Source organism: Novosphingobium profundi, assembly GCF_020524485.1.
GTDB classification, from domain to species: domain Bacteria; phylum Pseudomonadota; class Alphaproteobacteria; order Sphingomonadales; family Sphingomonadaceae; genus Novosphingobium; species Novosphingobium profundi_A.
The window spans coordinates 176078-198183 of the sequence record NZ_JAIVLF010000006.1; the positions used below are offsets into that span (position 1 = coordinate 176078).

The following is a 22106-nucleotide window of genomic DNA, read 5'->3' on the forward strand; positions in this document are numbered from 1 at the left end:
GAAGAGACTGAGCATGAGCGACCTGTATTGGCTGACGGACGATCAGATGGCGCGTCTTTCGCCATATTTCCCTAGAAGCTACGGCAAGCCCCGGGTTGATGACCGGCAGGTCCTGAGTGGGATCATCTTCGTCAACCGGAACGGCCTGCGCTGGCAAGATGCGTTCAAGGAATACTGGCCGCACAAGACATTGTATAACCAGTGAAAACGTTTGGGCGAGTTGGGCGTGTGGACGAAGGGCTATCCTCCCAGCGCGCCGAACTGCAGACTATCACGGTCGATGCGACCTGTCTCAAGGCTCACCGCACGGCTTCCAGGCTTGGGGCAATAGGAGATCTCGGGGGCCAGATGAAGGATCACATCGGCGCAGCAGCTTTGCTCGATGACTTTCCCAAGGCACAATGGACGCTGGCCGCCCCGAGCCTTGATGCCGAATGGTTCCGGGACGCGCTCGAGCGAAAGAGCCTCAAACCCTGCTTTCCCGACCGCAGATCTCGCTCTATGCCAACCAAATACGACAAGCGCCGATACGAACGGCATAACCGCATCGAGATCATATTCGAATGCCTGAAGTCATGTCGCAACCCGCTACAATCGCGATCCGACCGTATTCTTCTCAACCCTCGCTCTCGCAGCTACCGTGATCTTCTGGCTCTGATCAACGAGCCCTGAGCCTAAGGGGTTTGCAAAAAGTTCCAGCCGCCCCAGCTATCAGCGATCTCATCGAAAATGGGGTCAGTGCAGCTGGCTAGAAGGTAGATTATGAATAGCTCAGTGATGCGGCGAGGTATGCTCCCAGCCAACCTCATCCATGGCAATCCAATTTCAGCCAAAAGATTCCCGGGATCGGCTGGGGGTGCTTTTTGACATATAACTTATAAGATTCTGAAATTTAAATAGAAAACAGATTAGTTGGTTTCCCTTCACCGCTCCAGCGCTTTTCTGCGGGTTTCCTGAGTTTACCGCGAATCACTCTGCGGTAAGACTGCGGTAAACGCCCCTGGCGCCAGCTCTTCGATATCATCGATGATGTCCTCGGTGACAGCCAACGCACCGCCCAGGTGAGAGGGGTCAGGGAGCGCTTAGAGGTCGCTGGTCGATGCCTTCTTGTGCCCCAGCATCATCTCCCCCTGCACCCATTGCGCCTCTCCCAGCCGTCTACGTGCGACCGTTGCCATAGACCGGCGTATCAACTTGGGGCCAGCCTCGCCGCGGCCAGGAAGGCCCAGCTCCTTGCGCATGTTATCCCAAGCGCCGCGCACGGTACTTACCGGCACGAAACGCCCCTCGACCGTGTCGAACCAGGCGTGAAGCTGCCAAGCCCGCGGGAGCGTGGGGCGATATTTGCGCGTCTGAGGGCGGCCAGGAAGGTTGAGGGCCACGCCAAAGCCCGCGAACTGGGTATCACGGTTTCCAGCACCCAGGTCCGTTCAGACGGGGCGCAACTGGCCAGGGCGGCAGAGCTTCTGGCGCGGGGCGATGTCAAGGTTGTCCTCGACAGCCGCTATCCCCTTGTGGACACGGCCCGAGCCCATGAGCGGGCCTTAATGGGGGGTATCCAAGGCAAACTCGTACTCACCACGACATAGGAGTATCGTTGCCCTAAGAGGACACTGCTGGAAAGTTCCGACCTTATCAGACGCTCAGCCACCATTTTCCGAGCCTCGAGAGCGGACCGGCCGCTTTTCCCTTCGAAGGACGCGGAACAGGCCGAGAGCGATATTTCTCATTCGAAATGACAAAGGTCGGATACCTGCAGATCGCCAGTGCTATGCCAGCGATCGCAGCAGAATGCTCGTCTCACTGTTGAGCACGCCTTCGATCATCCGTACCTCGCGCAGGACCCGGTCGAAGTCGGGCAGCGTCGGGCTGACGATCTCGGCGACAAGGTCCCAGGCGCCGTTCGTGGTGTGCAGGGCATGGATCTCACGGATCCCGCGCAGGAGGCGGATCACCGCATCGGTCGAACGGCCGGCGACCTCGACCAGCATGATCGCCCGGATCGCCCCTGAAGGCGCTTCCTCCTGCGCGCGGATGGTAAAGCCCAGGATCGCGCCGCTCTGCACCAGACGGTCGAGCCGGGTCTGGACCGTCGCGCGCGACACGCCCAGAATCTGCGCGATCTTGGACACAGGCGCGCGGCCATCGGTGCGCAGGATGCCGATCAGGCTCTGGTCCAGCTTGTCGAGAGATATCATGTCAGATTGCTCATCACGACCATGCAAATAGCCTAATATCCAGCACAAATGTAGCCATTTTCGACATTCACCATGAAACCTGCCTGCCTATCCTGAGCGAAAATCAGGAGACACAGCATGGTACCTTTCATTGGCGTTCCAGATCTTGCCCAGATCGTCGAAGCGGTCGGCCTCGAGGCCTTCCTGCGCGGCCTCGCCGAGCGGATCGAGGCCGATTTCGAGCGCTGGGAGGAATTCGACAAGTCCCCGCGCTACGCCAGCCACGTGCCCGGCGGCGTGATCGAACTCATGCCTGCGGCCGATCGTGAATATTTCGCCTTCAAGCAGGTGAACGGCCATCCCGGCAACACCGCCGCGGGCCTTCAGACGGTCGCGGCGCTGGGCGTGCTCACCCGCGTCGATACCGGCTACCCGGTCATGGTCAGCGAGATGACCTTGCTGACCGCACTGCGTACGGCCGCCATGTCGGCCCTGGCCGCGCGCTACCTCGCCCGCCCCGCCTCGCGTGTGCTGGCCATGATCGGACAGGGCGCGCAGTCCGAATTCCAGGCGACCGCGTTCAAGGCCCTGCTGGGCATCACCCGCGTGCAGGCCTGGGACATCGATCCGGCCGCCTCGCGCAAGTTCGCCCGGAACCTCGCCGACAGCGGCCTTGAGGTCGTAATCGCCCCGTCCGCCGACGAGGCGGTGATCGGCGCGGACATCGTCACCACCGTCACCGCAGACAAGGTGAACGCGCGCATCCTCAGCGCCAACATGACCGGCGCAGGGCTGCACATCAACGCGGTGGGCGGCGACTGCCCGGGCAAGACCGAGCTTGCCCCCGAGATCCTCCAGCGCGGCCGTGTCTTCGTGGAGTATACCCCGCAAACCCGCATCGAAGGCGAAATCCAGCAGATGCCGGACGATTTCGAGGTCACCGAGCTGTGGTCGGTCTTCTCAGGCAAGGCGTCCGGGCGCACGAGCGACGAGGAGATCACGATCTTCGATTCGGTGGGCTTCGGCATCGAGGACTTTTCGGCGCTGCGCTATCTCTACGACCTCCTGCCCGAACACGCGCCGCACACCGAGCTCGATCTCATTGCCCAACCGCAGGACCCGCGCGACCTGTTCGGCCTGCTCGCGCCTCGCCAGCCCGCACAGGCCTGATGCCCTCGGTCCAGGCGCCCGGGGCGGTCGTGATGATCCGCCCCCATTTCTTCGCGCCCAACCCGCAAACCCGATGTGACAACGCCTTCCAGAGCACGGTCGCGATCCAGGCCGATGCCCGCGCGGCGCTGGCCGAGGCCGCCCATGCCGAAGTTTCGCGCGCGGCGGACCGACTGGAGGCGGCGGGGATCCGGGTCCACCTGTTCGAGGACAGCGAGGCGGCGACGCCCGACTCGGTCTTTCCCAACAACTGGTTCTCGACCCACTCGGGCGGGCATCTGGCGATCTTCCCGCTCTTCGCGCCCAACCGCCGTTCCGAACGCCGCGAGGACATCGTCACCTTCCTCAAGCGGGCCTACCGTGTCCAGGAAGTGACCGACTGGTCGGGGCTGGAACATGACGGCCTCTACCTCGAAGGCACGGGCGCCATCGTGCTCGACCACTGCGAACGGGTGGCCTATGCGGCCCGTTCCAACCGCGCCAGCGAGGTCCTGCTCGAGCGGTTCTGCACCCGCTTTGCCTTTGAGCCGATGATGTTCGAGGCAACGGACGCAGACGGGATGGCGATCTACCATACCAACGTCATGCTCAGCATTGGCACGCAGTTGTGCGTCGCGGGTCTCGACACGCTGCGCGATGCGCGCCGCCGCGATGAACTCTACGCCCGGCTGACCGGCAATGGGCGCGAGCTGATCGCCATCGATCAGCACCAGGTCGGCGAATTCTGCGGCAACCTGATCGAGCTCGACGGGCGCTCCGGGCCGGTCATCGCGCTGTCGTCGCGCGCTCTGCGCGCGTTCGATGCCAGGCAGATCGCCCGGCTGGAGCGGGCCGCCCGCCTTGTCCCCCTGGACGTGCCGACCATCGAAATGGCCGGAGGTTCGGTCCGCTGCATGCTGGCAGGCATCCACCTCGCGCCGCGTCCCGCCTCCTGAGCACCCCCATCTCCCGGATCGTGGCAATGTAAAAAAGCGCACTTGCATCCCGCTCCGGGATTTGGTCCCCTCGCGCGTGAAGGGAAGCGGCGTCTTCAATGAGTTCCAAATCCACATCGAAGGACGTCGTCACGCCCGCCCCGACCGGTTCGGGCGAGGAGCTCGATCGGCTCTATCGCGGCTACAGGGACCGGCTGCGCCGCTATGTCGCGGCGAACTTCGGGCCCGGTCCCCCCGATCCGGAAGACGTGGTCCAGATCGCCTTCGAAAAATTTGCGGTGCGCGAGGACCGTCATGCCATCGAGAGCCCGGAGGCTTTCCTGGCCCGTTCGGCGCGCAACTACGTCCTCGACCAGCGCCGCCGCCAGAAAGTGCGCAGCGACCATGCCGAGGGCGAAAAGATTCTGGGCGCCCTGCATGACGACTGCGATGCCGAGCGCGTCTTATCGGCAAAGCAACGATGGCAGATCCTCGAGCGGACAATCCGCGCGATGGATCCCCGCCGGCAACAGGTCTTGATTATGAACCGCATTCACGGCGTAAGCTACGCAGAGATAGCGCGCCAACTCAAATGCTCGCCGACCCTGGTGAAGATGCACGCGGCCCAGGCACTCGTGCAGTGCGAGCGCGCGCTGAGGGAGGCGGAGGAAGAAACATGACGTCGCAGGCCGCCCGCGAAGACAGGGACCGTATCGACGAGCTGGCGAGCTACTGGGTCGTGCTGGCCAGTGAACGCGAGCTTGGCGCGGAGGAACGGCGCGAACGCGATGCCTGGCGCGCGGCCGACCCGCGCCACGAACGCACCTGGCAGGAGCTTTCGCGCACCTGGGGCGATATCGCCGCCCTGGAAGGCCTCGCCGATCTGGCCCCGCCACCGCCCGAAGCTCAGGCGGACGGCGCGCCTATGCGCTCATCCCTTACCCGTTTCGGACGGCACCCGATGGCATGGGCCGCGATAGCCGCCGTGCTTGTCGCTGTCGTGGCCATCTCGCTGCTGCTGCGCCCGCTTGCACCGGAACGCTACGAGACACGCCTTGCCGAGACGCGGCTCATCACGCTGCCTGATGGCTCGCAGGTGACCCTCGCGCCAGCCTCCACGCTCGAGGTACGCTTTGCCGATGCGCAGCGCCGCGTTGCGCTGACCCGCGGCGAAGCGTTCTTCGAGGTCGTCCATGACGCCAGCCGGCCGTTCACTGTTGAGGCCGGGCAATCGCGCGTGCGCGTGCTGGGCACCAAGTTCGACGTCAACTTCACCGACCAGTCGGTGCGCGTCGCGGTGCTCCAGGGCAAGGTCGAAGTGGCCCATCCCGGAGGCGATGGAGCGCCTTTGCGCGCCACCCGGCTTCGCGCTGGGGAGCGCACCGAGGTCCAGTTTACCACTGCCGCACCAGGCCTGGCAGCACCGGGCCTGGCAGCACCGGGCCTGGCAGCACCGGGCCCATCTGGCGAAATGCCCGCCGGAGCATCGCGTCCAGCCCCGCCATCGCCTGCCCCCTCCCCCGGGGCCTGGCGCGAGGGCCGCCTCGTCTATGACAACGTGCGGCTTGCCGATCTCGTCTCCGACGTGAACCGCTACTACGCGCCGGGAGTGACGATGCGCGATCCGGCCATCGGGGACCTGCGCGTCACGGCCGCCTTCAAGGTCAGCGAGATCCCCGCCTTCGTCAGCGCGCTTGACGGGGTCATTCCGGTCACGGCGCAGGAGACCCCGGACGGCGCCTTCCGTCTTGACCGCGCCCGCCGCTGAGAACCTCGCGACCCCGTTCTCCCGACATATTGCATCGCGTGTGGCTCCCTTGTGACAAAAAAATTTCACCCACCCCCTGACGATCGCCTGTCCGCGTGCGTCATCGGGGTGTTGGTCGGTGCATGCGGACACTGCGTCGCGGCACCGGGCAGCGCCACCGTTCAGGGACGGATCAGGGGGAAATGCAAATGTTGAGCCTATTCAAGTCGCGTCTGGTGCTGGCCTCGGCGCTCGGGGTTTCGGTGTCGGCACTCGCCACGGCCACGCCGGTCATGGCGCAGACGCAGGTGCGTCAGTTCGATATCCCGGCCCAGGCGCTGGCCTCCAGCCTGCTGGAGTTCTCGCGCCAGTCCGACATCATGGTCGTCGTCGCGCCCGATCTTGCCGCAGGCCGGACAGCGCCTGCCCTGCGCGGTCGCTATGCCAGCGAGGATGCCATTGCCCGCCTGCTGCGGGGAAGCGGCCTTCGCGCGGTGGCCAATGCGCGCGGAGGGTATCGCATCGAACGCGCGGACAGTGCGCCCTCCGCGACCCGCCAGGACGCCGCCAGTGCGCCGGGCTCTTCGGGTGAAGGCATTGTCGTGACGGGCTCGCGCATTGATCTTCCGGGCTACGAATCGCCCACTCCGCTCCTGCGCATGACGCAGGCCGACCTGCAGGTCGTGAGCCGTCCGAACCTGGGCGCCGCCTTCGCCGACCTGCCCCAGTTCAAAGCCGCCGAGTCCCCGGTGACGTCGAGCACGAACACCGGCGCGGGGCGCTTTCCGATCAACATCCGCGGCCTTGGCGCGCAGCGCTCGCTCCTGCTCATGGATGGCCGCCGGCTGGTCGACGGGGACCTGAACTCGGTTCCCTCGATCATGATCGCCAACGTCGATGTGGTCACGGGCGGCGCTTCGGCCGCCTGGGGTTCGGACGCGGTCGCAGGCGTCGTCAACCTCATCGTCGACAGCGACTACGAAGGCGTCCGTCTGGGCGCCCACAGCGGCATTTCCTCGCGCGGGGACGCGCAGGAGTACGGCATCTCGGGCAAGTTCGGGACGAGCTTCGCCGATGGTCGCGGCCATTTCGTGATCGGCGGGGAATACGTCGACAACAAGGGCATTCCCCGGCGCACCGACCGGGCCAACACCGGCCGCTGGTCGAGCCTTGGCAACACCACGCTGACGCCGGGCATCGGCTATGCCACGCGCCTCAAGGGCGGCTACATCACCTCGGGCGTGCTGCAGGGGCAAGGCTTCAACCCGGACGGCACCTTGCGCACTCCCGACATCGGCACGGTCGTCGGCAGCAGCATGATCGGCGGTGAAGGCCCTTCGAACGACGATTACAGCGTGCTCGTCACGCCCCAGCGCCGCTACGCGATCATGGGAAAGGCGTCCTATGAGCTGACCGACACGCTGCAGATCAGCGCAGACCTTCGCTATTCGCGCTTCTACAATTCCTATGCCTGGTTCGGCAGCCACATCGACAACTGGACGATCCAGGCCGACAACGCCTTTCTCAACAGCGATATCCGCCAGGCACTGGCCGCGGCCGGACAGGACAGCTTCACGCTGTCACGCTTCAACGGCGATCTTGCCTTCGCGGACATCGACGTCGACCGCCGCAACATCCAGGGCACGATCGCCCTGGATGGCAGCTTTGGCGACGGACGCTGGCGCTATGGTGCCTATTACAGCCACGGCGAATACCGCAACAAGCTGCGCACGCCCGGCTTCCTCATCGCCGAGAACTTCGCCAACGCGGTCGACGCCGTCATCGACCCGGCCACCGGCGCGCCGGTCTGCCGTGTCCAGCTGACCCAGGGCGTCAGCGGCTGCGTGCCGGTCAACCTCTTCGGCGAGGGCGCGCCCAGCCAGGCCGCCATCGATTACACGACCGGAACGCCGCGCTTCAACGGGCTCGACAAGCTCGACACCTATGGCGCCTCGCTGCGCGGCGAGCCGGTGGACCTGCCCGCAGGCCCAGTCTCGATTGCCCTGGGCGTCGAGGGGCGCCGTCTCTCCACCCGCGCCAACATCAGCGAGATGGACGCAGCCGGTGCCTTCCGCACCTTCAACTTCAGCGGCTTTTCGGGCAGCTACAACGTCAAGGAAGCCTTCGGCGAAATCGTCCTCCCGCTCGTCCACGACACCCCGCTGCTGCGCAATCTGCAGCTGAACGGCGCGGTGCGCGCCTCCGACTACAGCACGAGCGGTACGATCTGGTCCTGGAAGCTGGGGCTGACCAACGAGTTCTTTCCGGGCGTCATCGGCCGCGTGACCCGTTCGCGCGACATCCGCGCTCCCAATCTTACCGAGCTCTACACCACCCCGACGATGAGCTACGGCGGCATCGTCGATCCGCGCAATCCGGATGCCGGGACCACCAGCACCCTGATCTACGGCGGCGGCAATCCGCAGCTGCAGCCCGAGCTGGCGAACACCTGGACCGCGGGCCTGACGATGGCGCCTCTTCCCGGCCTGACCGCCTCGATCGACTACTTCAACATCGCGATCAACGATGTCATCTCGACGCTGGGCGGACAGAACATCGTCGACCGCTGCGAGGCGGGCAACACGAACCTGTGCGGCTACATCAACCGTGACAGCGCGGGCCGGATCACCAGCATCACGTCCTCGCAGGTCAACCTCGCGCAGTTCAAGACCGACGGGATCGACGCCGAGGTGGCTTATAGCCTGCCGCTCAACAATTCGGCGAACGGTCGGATCGACGTGCGTCTCATCGGGACCTGGGTGAACAGCTTCACCCGCGACGATGACATCACCAAGATCGAGTACGTCGGGACGCAGGGCTATGCCTTCAGCGACGGCACACCGCGTCTGCGCGCCAACCTCTCGGTCGGCTATGCCAGCGACGGGTTCAGTGGCCTTGTGCGCGGGCGGTTCATTTCGGCCGGGTACTGGGACCGCACACGCCCCACGCTGACCAACAACGACTACGCCGCCTTCATGTATTTCGACCTCAACCTCAGCCAGAAGGTCGCGATTGCCGGCGGCAAGTCGCTGGAAATCTACGGCAACGTCGCCAACCTGTTCGACAAGGACCCGCCGATCTACTCCACCTTCACGCCGTACTACGACGTGATCGGTCGGTACATGACGATCGGCGCCCGCCTCGAGTTCTGATCGGGTCCCGACCGGACTGCGGGGCACGCGTACCTGCCCCGCAGTCCTTTTTCGCGCCTTGAACATCCCGTAGATCGCAAGAGGGCATCGCAGGTGAAGGACCTTTCGCGCGCGGCAACCGCGCAACTCCGGCCGATTGTGCTGGCAGGCGCATTGGCCGCCAGTCTCGGCTTTGCCACCTCCGGCCAGACCGCCGCGCCTCACGACACGGCCGCCCCCGCACGGAGTTTGCAGGTCGAACGCCGCATCACACCGGACGACATCATGGGCCTGACCGGGGTCCACGACCCGCAGATAGCGCCCGATGGCACGCAGGTTCTCTACGTCACCCAGCCCCGCCTGGCGACGGGCGCGCCGGAGCGTTCGGAAATCTGGATCGCGGCGCACGACCGCGCCTCGCCCCCGGTGCGCCTGACGCAGGGCACGTGGAAGGAGGGGAGCCCGCGCTGGTCGCCCGATGGCACGGCCATCGCCTATATCTCGAACCGCAAGGCACCGGACGATGCGACCGGCACCGCGACGCGCCAGATCTGGATCGTGCGCCCCGGCCGCGAGGCACCTCGCCCCGTCACGCGCTTCGCAGATGGCGTGCGCAGCTTTGCCTGGGCCCCGGACGGCCAGAGCCTGGCGGTGCTGGCGCGCGCACCGCACGAGGAGACCGCCCACCCGATCCAGGAGGTCGATGCGCCGGGCGTCCCGGTCGACCTGTGGATCCAGGACCTGGCCTCGGGCACCGTGCGGCGCATCGCGGTCAAGGGGCGCACCCTGTCCGATGTCAGCTGGTCGCCCGACGGCACGCGCATCGCGGTTCGCGCGGCCGCGACCTCGGGCCTCAACGACCGCTTCTACCATTCCGAACTGCGCGTGCTCGATGTCGCGAGCTGCGCGAGCCTGCGCACCCTGCGCAAGAGCGCCTATAGCGGAGCGAGCTGGTCACCGGACAGCCGCAAGGTCGCCTTCACCGCTCCGGCACAGGGGACCATTGGAATCGACGCCTTCGTCGCCGACGTCGCCTCGGGTAGAGTGCGCAAGGTCGGCGCCGATCTCGACGGCACGATCCGGCAGATCGTATGGTCGGGCGAGGCCGACACGCTCCTTGCTCGCGCCGTCATTCATACCCGCCAGCAGATCGTCCGCATCGACGCCGGGACCGGACGGGCCAGCCCGTACCTGCCCTTTGAGGGACGCATCACGGACTTTTCGGTGGCGGCGGACGGCCAGATTGCCCTCGCGGCGAGTACGCCCGAGCGTCCTGCCGATATCTGGATACACGGGGACGCCAGGCTCACCGCACTTACCGATCTCAACCCCCAGGTCCGCAGGGTTGCGCTCGGCACCGTCGAGGAAGTGCAATGGACCAGCCAGCGTGACGGCCAGACGATCTATGGCGTGCTGGTGCTCCCCCCCGACCACGTTCCAGGCAGCCCGCGCAAGACGGTCGTCCTCGCGCACGGTGGCCCCCACGAAGCCTGGGCTACGGCCTGGCAGGGCAGCTGGATCGACTGGGCGCAGCTTCTCGCCAGCCACGGCTACGCGGTCCTCCTGCCCAATCCGCGCGGTTCGGCAGGTCAGGGCAACACTTATGCGCGCGGGGTTATCTCAGGATGGGGCACGCGGGACTACCAGGACCTGACCGACGGCGTCGACATGCTGGTGGCGCGCGGCATCGCCGATCCGGCACGTCTGGGCATCGGAGGCTGGAGCTACGGCGGCTTCCTCTCGGCCTGGGCGGTGACCCACGACCGCCGCTTTCGCACCGCAGTGATCGGCGCGGCGCCCACCGATCCGCTGACGCTCGCGCTCGCCACCGACACGCCCGACTTCGTGACGGCCTATTTCGGCCTTCCGCCCGAAGCGATCGCCCGGATGGACCGGTCCGCTCCCTTGCGCGCGCTCGACAAGGTCGAGGCGCCGGTGCTCGTCCTCCATGGCGAAGAAGATGCGCGCGTCCCCCTTTCGCAAGGGCTCGCCTTCTATCGCGGCCTGCGCTTGCTCGGAAAGCCAGCCAGCATGGTCACCTATCCGGGCGAGCCGCACCGGATCGGCGGCCCCGATCATCAACGCGACATCCAGGAGCGCGTGCTCGCCTGGTTCGATGCGCACCTGTGACCCTGTACCCCTGTGACAAGGAGACTTCGGCATGACACAAGCAACCACCCCTGTGGGCCTGCGCCGACGCGACGTGCTGACCCGCTCCGCCGCGCTGGCCCCTGCCCTGGGCTCTGCCCTCACCGCTCCGGCCGTGCTGGCCGCTTCCAGGGAGAATGCGCCTGTGAATGACATCCTCGACATGAGCGCGGTCTCGCTCGCCAAGGCCTTGCGCCGCAAGGAACTCTCGGCGCGCGAAGTCATGTCCGCGCATCTCGAACGGGTCGATGCGCTCAACCCCAGATTCAACGCCATCGTCTCGCGGATTGATGGCGATGCCGCGCTGGCCCAGGCCCGCAGGCTGGACGAGGACGCAGCCAAGGGCCGCTTTCACGGACCTCTCCATGGCTTCCCTCACGCGGTCAAGGACACCGCCTCCACCCGCGGCATCGCCAGCACGCAAGGCTCGCCGATCCTGAAGGACAACGTTCCCGACGCAGATTCGCTGGTCGTCGCCCGCATGCGCGCGGCCGGAGCGATCTTCGTGGGCAAGAGCAACGTGCCCGAGTTCGCGCTGGGCTCGCATTCCTACAACCCTGTCTTCGGGATCACGCGCAACGCCTACGATCCGCGCAAATCCGCCGGGGGCAGCACCGGGGGCGGCTCGGTGGCGCTGGCGCTGCGCATGGTGCCACTGGCCGATGGCAGCGACTTCGGCGGTTCGCTGCGCAACCCGGCCGGATGGAACAATGTGTTCGGCTTCCGCCCTTCCTGGGGTCGGGTTCCCTCGCTCCCCAACACCGACCTGTTCTGGCAGAACTTCGCAACGTCAGGACCGATGGGCCGCCATGTCGAGGACGTAGCGTTGCTGATGTCGGTCCAGTCCGGCCCCGATCCACGCGCGCCCTTCGCGCAGGACGACGACCCGGCCCTCTTCGCGCAGCCGCTCGCGCGCGACTGGAAGGGCGCCCGCATCGGGTGGCTGGGCGATCTGGGCGGCGCGCTCCCCATGGAAGCGGGCGTGCTGGAGACCTGCGAGAAGGCGCTCGGTGCTTTCGCATCCCTGGGCATGGAAGTAGGCGAGGCGAGCTTGTCCGAAGACGCCGAGGCAATGTGGCAGACCGCCGTCACGCTGCGCCACTGGTCGGTAGGCGCCGACCTTCAGGGCTTCTACGACGATCCCGAAACGCGCCGTCTGATGAAGCCCGAAGCGATCTGGGAAGTCGAAGGCTACAAGCGCCAGACCGCGCCGCAGCTGGTCACTGCAAGCGAAGGCCGCACCCGCATCGCCAAGGCGTTCCAGAAGGCGTTCACGCGCCACGATTTCCTTGCGCTCCCGACCGCGCAGGTCTTCCCCTTCGATGTCGACCAGCACTGGCCCCACGAGATCGCCGGACGCCGTATGGATTCCTACCACCGCTGGATGGAAGTTACCCTGCCTGCCACCATGGCCGCTTTGCCGGTCCTCGCCATTCCGGCAGGTTTCGGCGGCGCGGGGAATCTTCCCATCGGCATCCAGCTGATCGGCCCGCGCAACGCCGACCTGGCCGTCCTGCAACTGGGTCACGCCTACGAGCAGGCCAGCGCCTGGATCGCACAGGCCCGCCCGCCCGTGCTGCGCGCCTGATCTTCCCATGCAGGACGCGCCCGCACGCCCCTTCCTGATAAGGCTTTCCACATGACCTTTCCGACAGGCGCCCCGGGCGACCTTGCCGACCTCATCCGCTCCCACCCGCTGGCCTGGCTCGTCACCTCGGGCGCAGAGGGTTTCGATGCATCTGCACTTCCCCTCGTCGCCGAGACCGGCCCGGACGGAGAGGTCGTTGCGCTTATCGGCCATTGCGCGCGCACGAACCCGCAGGTCGCGGCCCTGCGCCAGGAGCCCCGCGCCTGGGCGCTGTTCATGGGAGCGCAGGGCTATGTCTCGCCCGGCCATGTTTCCAAGGCCCACTGGGTTCCGACCTGGAACTACGCCGTCGCCGTGCTCACGCTCGAGGTCGAACTGCGCGAGGTGGGCACCGAGGAGGCCGTGCGCCTGCTGGTCGACGAGGCCGAGGCGGACCGGCCCGTGCCCTGGCGCATGGAGGATGCGGGATCGCGCGCGCCGCAGATGCTGTCACGGATCATCGGCTTTCGCGCCGCGATCACCGACAGGGACCTGCGCTTCAAGCTGGGACAGGACGAGGACCTGCCCACCTTGCGCGAAATCCTCGCCGGGCTGGAGGGTACGAAGCTTGCCGCCGCGATGCACCGCGCCAACGCGGGTCGCCTCGCGCCTGCGGCGCAGGATGTGCCCCGGCTGTGAGCGGGCATCGGTTCGACGGCGCGGCGCACCACCGGCTACTGCGCCGTCGCCATCGGCATCGCCGCCGCCTTCGGCCTGACGCGAGCACGCTAGATGCGGCGGCTTGCGCGCTCGTAGCCGACGCGCCGCCTCTTGATCCACCAGTTGCAACTCGCTCGCAGAAGCACTAGGCCGCGGGCGTGAAAAACAGCACCCTTCGCGCCTGGGACGTGGTCCATACCTGGAGCAGCCTTGTCTGCACGGCATTCCTGCTGATGCTGTGCCTGACCGGCCTGCCGCTGATCTTCCACGACGAGATCGACGTGCTGAGCGAAGGCACGCCCGACGTGGGAATGCCCGGTGTCGCATCGTCTGGCGAAGCCAGCGGGCTTCTGCCGCTCGACCGGATGCTGCAGGTCGCCCTTGCCAGCCGCCCCGGCGAAGTGCCCACGTTCATGGCCTTCGACAACACCCAGCCGCTGATGACCGTCACCACCGCGCCGCGGCCCGATTCCCCAGGCGCGGACATGACCGTGATGGTGCTCGACCGATCCACCGGAAAGCTGGTCTCCGCGCTGGACGAAAGCGGGATCATGCATTTCCTGCTGCAACTCCACACCGACATGTTCCTGGGGCTAGGGGGCATGCTGTTCCTGGGCGCCATGGGCCTGCTGTTCGCGGTCGCGGTTGTCTCAGGCCTGGTGCTCTACGCCCCGTTCATGCGCAAACTCGCTTTCGGCAGCCTGCGCACCTCGCGCAGCCGGCGCGTCAAATGGCTGGACTATCACAACCTGCTGGGGATCGTCGCCCTGGCCTGGACCCTCGTCGTGGGGTTGACCGGCGTGGTGAATACCCTCGCTGATCCGATCAATGCCTCGTGGAAGGCAACCGAGCTTGCCCGCATGATCTCGACCTATTCAGGCCAGGCCGCGCTCGCGCCTGCCGACTACGGGTCGCTCGACGAAGCGATGGCGAATGCGCGCAAGGCCCTCCCCGGCCGCAACCCGCAGTTCATCGGATTCCCGGGCGGCAACTACAGTTCGGGGCACCACTACGGCATCTTCTTCCAGGGCGACACCCCGCTGACCGAACATCTCCTGACCGTCGCCCTGATCGATGCGCGAACCGGCGCGCTGACCGCCAGCGCGCCAATGCCCTGGTACGCCAAGGCGCTCGCCCTCTCGCAGCCGCTCCATTTTGGCGACTACGGCGGGCTGCCGCTCAAGATCATCTGGGCAATCCTCGACATCTTCACCCTCGTGATCCTGGGCAGCGGCCTCTATCTCTGGCTCGCCCGGCGCCGGTCGCGCCGATCCGGCGAGGATGTACGCAGCGCTCTGCCCCTGACCCGCGAGGCCCTGACCCGCGAGGCCCTGACCCGCGAGGCGGCGCGATGAAGCGCGCGCGTCAGCCGCTGCGACAGGTCTTCGCCGCCCCGGCCTGCATCGCCGTGGCCAGCCTTGCCGGCCTGCTTTGCGCGCTCACCGGCGATGGCCTGCGCGATGCGCTGTCGTGGGCGGCGCTCGGTCTGCCAGTGGCGACTCTCCCCTGGGCCTGGGCCCGGCGCCGCAGCTGATCACGCGCTGGCAAATTCACGATTGATTCTGCAACTTATTCGCATTAGCCGGCCAGCAACGATAGCCAACATTCCCCAAGGGAGCCGAAATGAGCCTTTCCACCCGCGTTGCCGTCCTCGCCACGGTATCGGCGCTGACCCTCGTGTCCGCAGCCCCGGCCTGGTCCCAGACCGACACGGCGTCCGATACGGCGTCCGACACCGCGTCCGGCGACGATGACATCATCGTCACGGCCCAGCGCAGCAACCGCACAGAAGTGATCCGCGGCGGTTCGCTCGGCGTGCTGGGTGAGAAGGACGCGCTGGACGTGCCCTTCAGCATCAAGAGCTACGGCGAGACGCTCATCCTCAACCAGCAGCCCAACACGCTGGGCCAACTGCTCGAGAACGATCCCTCGGTGCGCACCACCTATGGCTTCGGCAACGCCTCGGAGCAGTTCGTGATACGCGGCTTCACGCTCTATGGCGACGATGTCGGGCTGAACGGCCTCTATGGCATCACCCCGCGCCAGCTGGTCGCGCCCGAACTCTATTCGCAGGTGCAGGTGCTCAACGGTGCCAGCGCCTTCGTCAACGGCGCAGCGCCGGGGGGATCGGGCCTGGGCGGCAGCGTCAACCTCGTTACCAAGACGGCAGGCAATACCCCCCTCACCCGGGCGACGGCCAACTACACCTCCAGCGGCCACTTCGGCGGCAGCTTCGATGTCGCGCGCCGCTTTGGCGACGGCGCATGGGGCCTCAGGATCAACGGTGCCGTGCGCTCGGGCGATGTCGCCATCAACGATGAGAACCGGCGCGCCTACGTGATCGGCGCGAGCCTCGATTACCGGGGCGAGCGCGCCCGCCTGTTCCTCGACCTTGCCTACCAGCGCTACGAGGTCCGCGGCCAGCGCCCGACCGTCTCGCTGGGAGCAGGCGTCACCGATATCCCGCGTGTTCCGGGCGCATCGCACAATTATGGCCAGCAGTTCACCTATTCCAAGCTGCGTGACATCTTCGGCACGCTGCGCGCGGAATACGACCTTTCCGACAAGGCCATGCTCTACGCCTCGTTCGGCGCGCGCGATGGTTCGGAAGAAGGTGTCTACAGCGGCCTCACGGTCACCGACGCGGTGACGGGCGCGGCCAACGGCAGCGCCTCCTACATCCCCTATACCTCCAACAACGAAGCCGCGACCGGAGGGCTTCGCGTAAAGCTGGACGCCGCGGGGGTCACCAACGAGTTCAACGTCGGTGCCTCGTACATCTGGCAGGTGGCGCGCACGGCGTACGATTTCGTCTATGGCGGTTCGGACTTTTCCGCGCCCATCGCCACCAATCTCTATGATACGCCGCAGGTCGCGCGGCCCGATGGCTACCACTTTGCGGGCGGTGATCTCGACGATCCCTTCCCGATCACCCGCAACCGGCTGGGCAGCGTCTTCGTCTCGGACACCATGGGCCTGTGGCAGGACCGCCTCCTGATCACCGCCGGAATGCGTCTCCAGTCGATCACCACGAAGAGCTACGCCTACGCCGACGGCGCGCTCAGCACCACCTACGATGAAAGCGCGGTCACGCCTGTCGTCGGCGTCGTCTTCAAGCCTGTCGAGGGTCTCTCGTTCTTCGCCAACCGCGCCGAAGGCCTGGTCCAGGGCGACCGGGCGAGCATGGACACCAACCTCACCAATCCCGGCGAGGTCTTCGCCCCATTCAAGACCAAGCAGTACGAGGCGGGCGCCAAGCTGCGCCTGGGCGTCTTCAACCTCTCGCTCGCCGCTTTCCAGATCGACCGTCCAAGCGGCTTCAGCATCTCGACGCCGACCCCGACCAACGCGAACGCCATCACCTACGGGATCTACGGCGAACAGCGCAATCGCGGTATCGAGTTCAGCATGGACGGCGAGATCACCCGGGGCCTCAGGGTTATCGCGGGCACGACCTATACCGATGCCAAACTGCGCCGGACGTCGGGCGCGGTGAACGAGGGCAATGGCGCGATCGGGGTTCCGGAATGGATGGCCAACGCCAACGTCGAATGGGACCTGCCCTTCGGTGCCACCCTGACCGGGCGCGTTGTCTACACCGGCAAGCAGTGGGTGAACGCAGCGAACACCCTCGAACTTGATGACTGGACCCGCGTGGATCTTGGCGCGCGCTACGTTCTCGATGCCGGCGACAAGCCGCTCACCTTGCGCTTCACGGTCGATAACGTGGCGAACACCCGTTACTGGTCCTCGGCATTCGGAGCCTCAAGCGCGGCCCTCCTGCAAGGCGCTCCGCGCACCTTCAAGGCTTCGGCCTCGATCGACTTCTAGGCCGACTTCAGCACATGTTCCAGGGGGGGCCAAGCCCGCCCTGGAATGGCAGATGCGTTGCGATGGTAGAGGCCGCGAGAAGCCCCGCCCCCCTATTTTCGGACAAGGCCTGCACATGGCGAAGGCGGGGGCAGGGATGACGACGCAGGGATTGCATGCTGCCATGGCATTTTTGCAGGCATTCGTGTCGCGACTGCCATCGGGATCGAAGCGCACGATGCCCTGATCCCGCGATATCTGCTGTGACAGTTTGGAGAAGCTTGGCGGGCAGGCCAGTTTGAGGCGCATCGCGGATGCGAAGGGCCGTTGCAGCCCTCTGGGTTTCTTCGCTCGAACCGCATCTTTTGGCGCGTAGCTGCTTCGCGAATACCCCCTGCATTCGCGGCATCGTACTTCAGCGGTTTTCCTATGTGTATCCTCCCAGGCCCACCTTCGCGCATCCATGCCTTGAGGGCGCCGCCACATCATCAACGCGCAATCTCGATGTCCCGAAGCTGTCAAAAAGAACACCTAAGCGCCGCCCAGCAAACAGGAGTGCGCCTTGGGCTGGCTACGCGACATCGACCGATGGTTCCTATCCGAAGTGCTGCCCCATGCTGCGGCGTACCGGGCGCGTGCCGCGCATTTCTGCGGCCGCGACGAAGCCGACGACCTCGTTCAGGAGGCCTATGCGCGGGTCCTGGATACGCAGGATTTCCACGCGATCCAGTCCCCGCGCGGCTTCGTGCTCACGATCGTGCGCAACCTTGCCCTGGAACGGCTGCGCCGGGCGAATGTCGTGCGCATCGATTATCTGGCCTCGCTCGAAGCGCTTGACGTAGCCGACCCGGCGCCCGATGCCTTCATGGTCTCCTCCGGCCGCTCGGAACTGCGCCAGCTTGCCCGCATCATGGAGAGCCTGCCCCCTCAATGCGGGCGGGTTCTGCACATGCGCAAGATCCAGGGGATGGCACCTGGACAGATTGCCGAGGCACTCTCCATTTCGCTTTCCACGGTCGAAAAGCATCTGGCCAAGGGTCTTGCCCTTGTAACGCGAGCACGGCGTGACGATAATGCACGACCGGAGGTAGAGTGCCCGAGAATTCCAGCCCCGACACGACGCGTATCGACTTGATCGAGATCGCGTCAGGATGGCTTGTCGGCCTCGATGCCGGCACCGCGGACGTGCGCGCCTTCGAAGCCTGGCGCGATGCTGACCCACGCCATGCGGCCGCGTTTGCCGAGGTTGCAGGCGCGTGGAGCGACATGGGCGACATGCGCCTTCTTGAAGACACCCCATCCGCACCACCGTTGGATGCAGGCTCCCCTCAGGAGGGCATGGACGATGCTGCAGACCATGCGCCCGCGACACGCGGCAGCCGCCGCAAGGTTCTTCGCGCCGGGCTCGCCGTCGGCGCGCTTGCGCTTGGCGCCGCAGGCCTGACCTACCGCGCGGCCGCCCGCGAGAGCGCACGTACCGGCGTCGGGGAAAATGCCAGAGTGACGAGCGGTTCGGCAATGACCGTCGATCTCAACACCGACAGCCGTATTTTCTGGAAGGACGGAGACCCGCTCAAGCTCTGGCTGGAACGCGGCGAGATCGCCATTCGTCTCACCGCTGCGCACAGGCTTTCGCTTCTCACCCAGGGCGGAACTTTCCACCTGATGCCCGGCATCTACAACGCCCGCATCCGAGACGCGAGTTGCGAGCTCACCGTCCTTGAAGGGGGCGGGACATTCGGCGCGAACGGACATGGCCTGCGCACGGGAGAGACCGCGCTTGCCACTGCGGGTAAGGCCAGTGTTCGCGATGATGGAGAGGACATGGCCCGCGTCACCGCGTGGCGCAGCGGTACGCTGGTCCTTAACGGCGAAAGCCTGGACTATGCCCTTTCGGAGATGAACCGTTACCTTGAGGACAAGATCGTGATCGGCGATCCCGGCCTCTCCCGCCTGCGCGTCGGCGGGACCTTCGCGACCTCGAACCCGGCCGAATTCCTGCAGGCGCTGCGGACCTCCTTTGCCATCCGCACCCGCCGCGACGACACCGGCAGCATCGTTCTCACGCGCAGCTGAATTTTTTTCCAGCGCGAATGGCGGTTTCCTTCGCGCCATTCATCCCTGCCCCGACAATAGCACTTTGTGGGGTCCAATTTCATGTTCAAGTACCTGACGACGACTGCCATGCTGGCAGCCGTGCTGCCCGCGGCTGCCCATGCGCAGGATACAGCGCGCGCGTTTTCCTTCGACATTGCCGCCTCGGATACGGCGAGCGCGCTCAACACGTTCGCACGGCAGGCCGGGGTGCATCTCTCGTTTCCGTATGATGCGGTGCAGGGGCGCCGCGTTGCGGCCCTGCGCGGTCGCTACACCCGTGACGAGGCGCTCGGCCGCCTGATCGCGGACCAAGGGCTGGTCGTGGCCAGCCAGAGCGCCACGCTGATCGCGCTCAAGGCCGCCTCTACGGCTTCCTCGACTCCGGAAACGCCCCTTGCGGCCGCTGCGCAGGAGGAGGAAATTGTCGTCCTGGGCTATGGCCAGTCGCGCCAGGTGCAGACCGTCACCCCCAAGGCCATGAGCAAGAGCACGGCGGGTGCCTCGCCGCTGCGTTCGCTCAATCGCCTGCCCGGCGTGAACTTCGATTCCTCCGATGCCAACGGCACGTATGAGGCCGCCACGCAGATCTCGATCCGCGGCTTCATCACCGACCAGATGGGCTACACGCTCGACGGCGTGCCGCTCGGCAACATGCAGTACCGCAACAACAACGGTCTCTCGATCAACCGCGCCCTTCTCAGCGAGAACAACGGCGGGGCGACGCTTTCGCAGGGCAGCGGTGCGCTGGGTACGGCCTCCACCAGCAACATCGGCGGCACCATCGACTTCACCTCGATCGAGCCGACCTCGGACTTCGGCATCGACCTTGCGCAGAGCTACGGCAGCGAAAATTCCTGGCACAGCTTCGCGCGGGTGAACTCGGGCGAACTGCCCTGGGGTGGGCGCCTGATGGTCGCCTACGCGCACGACAAACAGGGCAAGTGGCGCGGCTGGGGCAAGCAGGAGCAGGACCAGCTCAACGCCAAGTACGTCCAGCCGCTGGGCGACAATGTGACCTCGACCACCTTTCTCAACCTGATCGACCGCCGCGAGGACGACTACAACGACCTCTCGCTCGCCAAGATCGACCAGTACGGCTGGCATTTCGACAACGTGCCGACCTTCGCGCTGGCCGAGGACCTCGCCCGCGTGGTCCAGAACGGTGGCACCGTGCCCGCCCCCTACGTCAACGCCGACGATGCCGTCTACAACGGCGGCGGCGTGCGGCGCGACCTGCTGGCCTATGAACGGCTTGATTACGATATCGGCTCGCGCCTGTCGGGCTCGACCACCGGCTACATCCATCTCGACCATGGTATCGGTACCTGGGCCGACCCCTACGATCCCACGCCCGAAGCCTACGGCGGCTCGCCGGTCTCGGTCTCGGCGCTGCGCTATGACGTGAACCGCAAGGGCGTGATCTCCCGCCTTTCGTTCGAGGCGGGCAATCACACCATCGAAGGCGGCGTGTGGTACGAACACAACCGCTTCGAGCAGGCCTCGCACCTCTATGGTCTGGAAGAGGGCGTTACCCCGCCCAATTTCCAGCAGTTCTACTCCGACCCCTTCGTCACCAACTGGCACTACGTCTTCGACACCGACACGCTCCAGCTCGACATCGGTGATACCTGGCAGGCCACCGACAGCCTGCGCCTCAATGCCGGGGTCAAAGGCGTTGTCTCCAAGAGTTCGGCCCGCACGATTACCGCGAACAAGCCGATGGATGGCTCGATCAAGGCGCAGAATTGGTTCCTGCCCACGGTTGGCATGCTCTACGATTTCGATGGCCAGCACGAGATCTTTGCCGACTACACCCGCAACATGGCGGCCTTCGTCGCCTCGGCCTCGAGCGGTCCCTTCTCGAGCAGTTCGCAGGCTGGCTTCGACTACATCCGCGACGACCTCAAGCCCGAGATGACCAACACCTTCGAGGGTGGCTACCGCTTCCACGGGCGCGACGTCCAGTTCTCGCTCACCGGCTACTACGTCAAGTTCACCAATCGCCTGCTGGCCTCCTCGATCAGCGCCACGATCGTGGGCAACCAGAACGTCCTCCAGAACGTGGGTAGCGTGACTTCGCGCGGTGTCGAGGCGGCCGCGAACTGGAAGTTTGCTCCCAACTGGTCAGTCTACGGGAGCTGGGCCTACAACGATGCCAGCTACGACGATGACGTGCAGCCGCTTGGCGGCGACATCGTGCCGACCAAGGGCAAGCAGGTCGTCGCCTCGCCGAAGAATGTCGGCAACATCGACCTCGACTACGACGATGGTCACCTCTGGGGTCAGGTGTCCGCGCACTACCGCAGCGCGCGCTACTACAGCTACCTCAACGATGCGAAGCTGCCCGGCGCGGTCAACGTCAACGCCTCGGCGGGCTATCGCTTTGCCGGCGGTATCGAAGTGCAGGTCAACGTGAACAACCTCTTCGACAAGCGCTACATCGCCTCGACCGGCACTGCAGGCTTCGTCACCTCGGACCCGGGCGGAACCTACACGACGCTGCAGCCCGCCGCGCCGCGCCAGGTCTTCGGCACCGTACGCCTCCACTTCTGATCTCCCCCCCAGGAGCTTCGGGGCCGACGCGCGCACACCGCGGCGTCGGCCTCGTCGTTTTCGTTCCAGCCA

At 65.9% G+C, this 22106-nt stretch carries 17 protein-coding genes and 1 pseudogene; 16 read left to right on the plus strand and 2 right to left on the minus strand.

Features of this window, described 5'->3' with window-relative positions; translation table 11 throughout:
- Positions 1-13 precede the first annotated feature (13 nt).
- A pseudogene (locus LC060_RS17300) lies at positions 14-658 on the plus strand (transposase).
- A gap of 424 nt (positions 659-1082) precedes the next feature.
- On the opposite strand, the gene LC060_RS21070 reads toward LC060_RS17300, so the two are convergent.
- Positions 1083-1382 (minus strand): hypothetical protein, encoded by a 300-nt coding sequence (locus LC060_RS21070; protein WP_226638251.1) that lies wholly within the window; start codon positions 1380-1382, stop codon positions 1083-1085.
- Between LC060_RS21070 and LC060_RS21075 the strand changes: the two genes are divergently transcribed.
- A complete protein-coding gene (locus LC060_RS21075; protein WP_226637816.1) occupies positions 1308-1589 on the plus strand; it encodes a zinc-binding dehydrogenase in 282 nt (93 codons plus the stop codon). The two genes, LC060_RS21070 and LC060_RS21075, sit on opposite strands and share 75 nt — an antisense overlap.
- Before the next feature lie 180 nt (positions 1590-1769).
- Here the strand turns inward: LC060_RS21075 and LC060_RS17315 are convergent, their stop codons facing one another.
- The gene (locus LC060_RS17315; RefSeq protein WP_226637822.1) at positions 1770-2198 is read right to left on the minus strand and encodes an Lrp/AsnC family transcriptional regulator; all 429 of its coding nucleotides are present in this window, start codon (positions 2196-2198) and stop codon (positions 1770-1772) included.
- Between the two features lie 117 nt (positions 2199-2315).
- On the opposite strand from LC060_RS17315, the gene LC060_RS17320 reads away from it, so the two are divergent.
- The 14 genes from LC060_RS17320 to LC060_RS17385 all read left to right on the plus strand — a co-directional run bounded on the left by LC060_RS17320 (position 2316) and on the right by LC060_RS17385 (position 22034).
- The gene (locus tag LC060_RS17320) at positions 2316-3347 is read left to right on the plus strand and encodes an ornithine cyclodeaminase (protein ID WP_226637824.1); all 1032 of its coding nucleotides are present in this window, start codon (positions 2316-2318) and stop codon (positions 3345-3347) included.
- Between the two features lie 32 nt (positions 3348-3379).
- Positions 3380-4282, plus strand: a complete 903-nt coding sequence (gene ctlX / locus LC060_RS17325) for a citrulline utilization hydrolase CtlX (RefSeq protein ID WP_226637826.1) — start codon at positions 3380-3382, stop codon at positions 4280-4282.
- 98 nt (positions 4283-4380) lie between these two features.
- Positions 4381-4941: an RNA polymerase sigma factor gene (locus LC060_RS17330; RefSeq protein ID WP_226637827.1), complete on the plus strand. Its 561-nt coding sequence runs from the start codon at positions 4381-4383 to the stop codon at positions 4939-4941.
- Positions 4938-6029: a FecR family protein gene (locus tag LC060_RS17335; protein WP_226637828.1), complete on the plus strand. Its 1092-nt coding sequence runs from the start codon at positions 4938-4940 to the stop codon at positions 6027-6029. The genes LC060_RS17330 and LC060_RS17335 overlap by 4 nt, the downstream gene beginning before the upstream one ends.
- Before the next feature lie 188 nt (positions 6030-6217).
- Positions 6218-9160 carry a TonB-dependent receptor gene (locus tag LC060_RS17340; protein WP_226637829.1) on the plus strand — a complete coding sequence of 981 codons (2943 nt, stop codon included), beginning with the start codon at positions 6218-6220 and terminating at the stop codon, positions 9158-9160.
- A gap of 93 nt (positions 9161-9253) precedes the next feature.
- The gene (locus LC060_RS17345) at positions 9254-11269 is read left to right on the plus strand and encodes an alpha/beta fold hydrolase (protein WP_226637830.1); all 2016 of its coding nucleotides are present in this window, start codon (positions 9254-9256) and stop codon (positions 11267-11269) included.
- Between the two features lie 31 nt (positions 11270-11300).
- Positions 11301-12875: an amidase gene (locus LC060_RS17350; protein ID WP_226637831.1), complete on the plus strand. Its 1575-nt coding sequence runs from the start codon at positions 11301-11303 to the stop codon at positions 12873-12875.
- A 51-nt stretch (positions 12876-12926) separates the two neighbouring features.
- Positions 12927-13553, plus strand: a complete 627-nt coding sequence (locus tag LC060_RS17355; protein WP_226637832.1) for an FMN-binding negative transcriptional regulator — start codon at positions 12927-12929, stop codon at positions 13551-13553.
- A gap of 179 nt (positions 13554-13732) precedes the next feature.
- Positions 13733-14929, plus strand: a complete 1197-nt coding sequence (locus LC060_RS17360) for a PepSY-associated TM helix domain-containing protein (RefSeq protein WP_226637833.1) — start codon at positions 13733-13735, stop codon at positions 14927-14929.
- Positions 14926-15108 carry a hypothetical protein gene (locus LC060_RS17365; protein ID WP_226637834.1) on the plus strand — a complete coding sequence of 61 codons (183 nt, stop codon included), beginning with the start codon at positions 14926-14928 and terminating at the stop codon, positions 15106-15108. Before LC060_RS17360 ends, LC060_RS17365 begins: the two co-directional genes overlap by 4 nt.
- Before the next feature lie 89 nt (positions 15109-15197).
- The gene (locus LC060_RS17370) at positions 15198-17405 is read left to right on the plus strand and encodes a TonB-dependent receptor (RefSeq protein ID WP_226637835.1); all 2208 of its coding nucleotides are present in this window, start codon (positions 15198-15200) and stop codon (positions 17403-17405) included.
- A 541-nt stretch (positions 17406-17946) separates the two neighbouring features.
- Positions 17947-18519 carry an RNA polymerase sigma factor gene (locus LC060_RS17375; RefSeq protein WP_226637836.1) on the plus strand — a complete coding sequence of 191 codons (573 nt, stop codon included), beginning with the start codon at positions 17947-17949 and terminating at the stop codon, positions 18517-18519.
- Positions 18477-19460, plus strand: a complete 984-nt coding sequence (locus tag LC060_RS17380) for a FecR family protein (protein ID WP_226637838.1) — start codon at positions 18477-18479, stop codon at positions 19458-19460. Before LC060_RS17375 ends, LC060_RS17380 begins: the two co-directional genes overlap by 43 nt.
- 81 nt (positions 19461-19541) lie before the next feature.
- Complete coding sequence (locus tag LC060_RS17385; RefSeq protein WP_226637839.1) at positions 19542-22034, plus strand: TonB-dependent receptor domain-containing protein; 2493 nt, start codon at positions 19542-19544, stop codon at positions 22032-22034.
- The last annotated feature ends 72 nt before the right edge of the window (positions 22035-22106 follow it).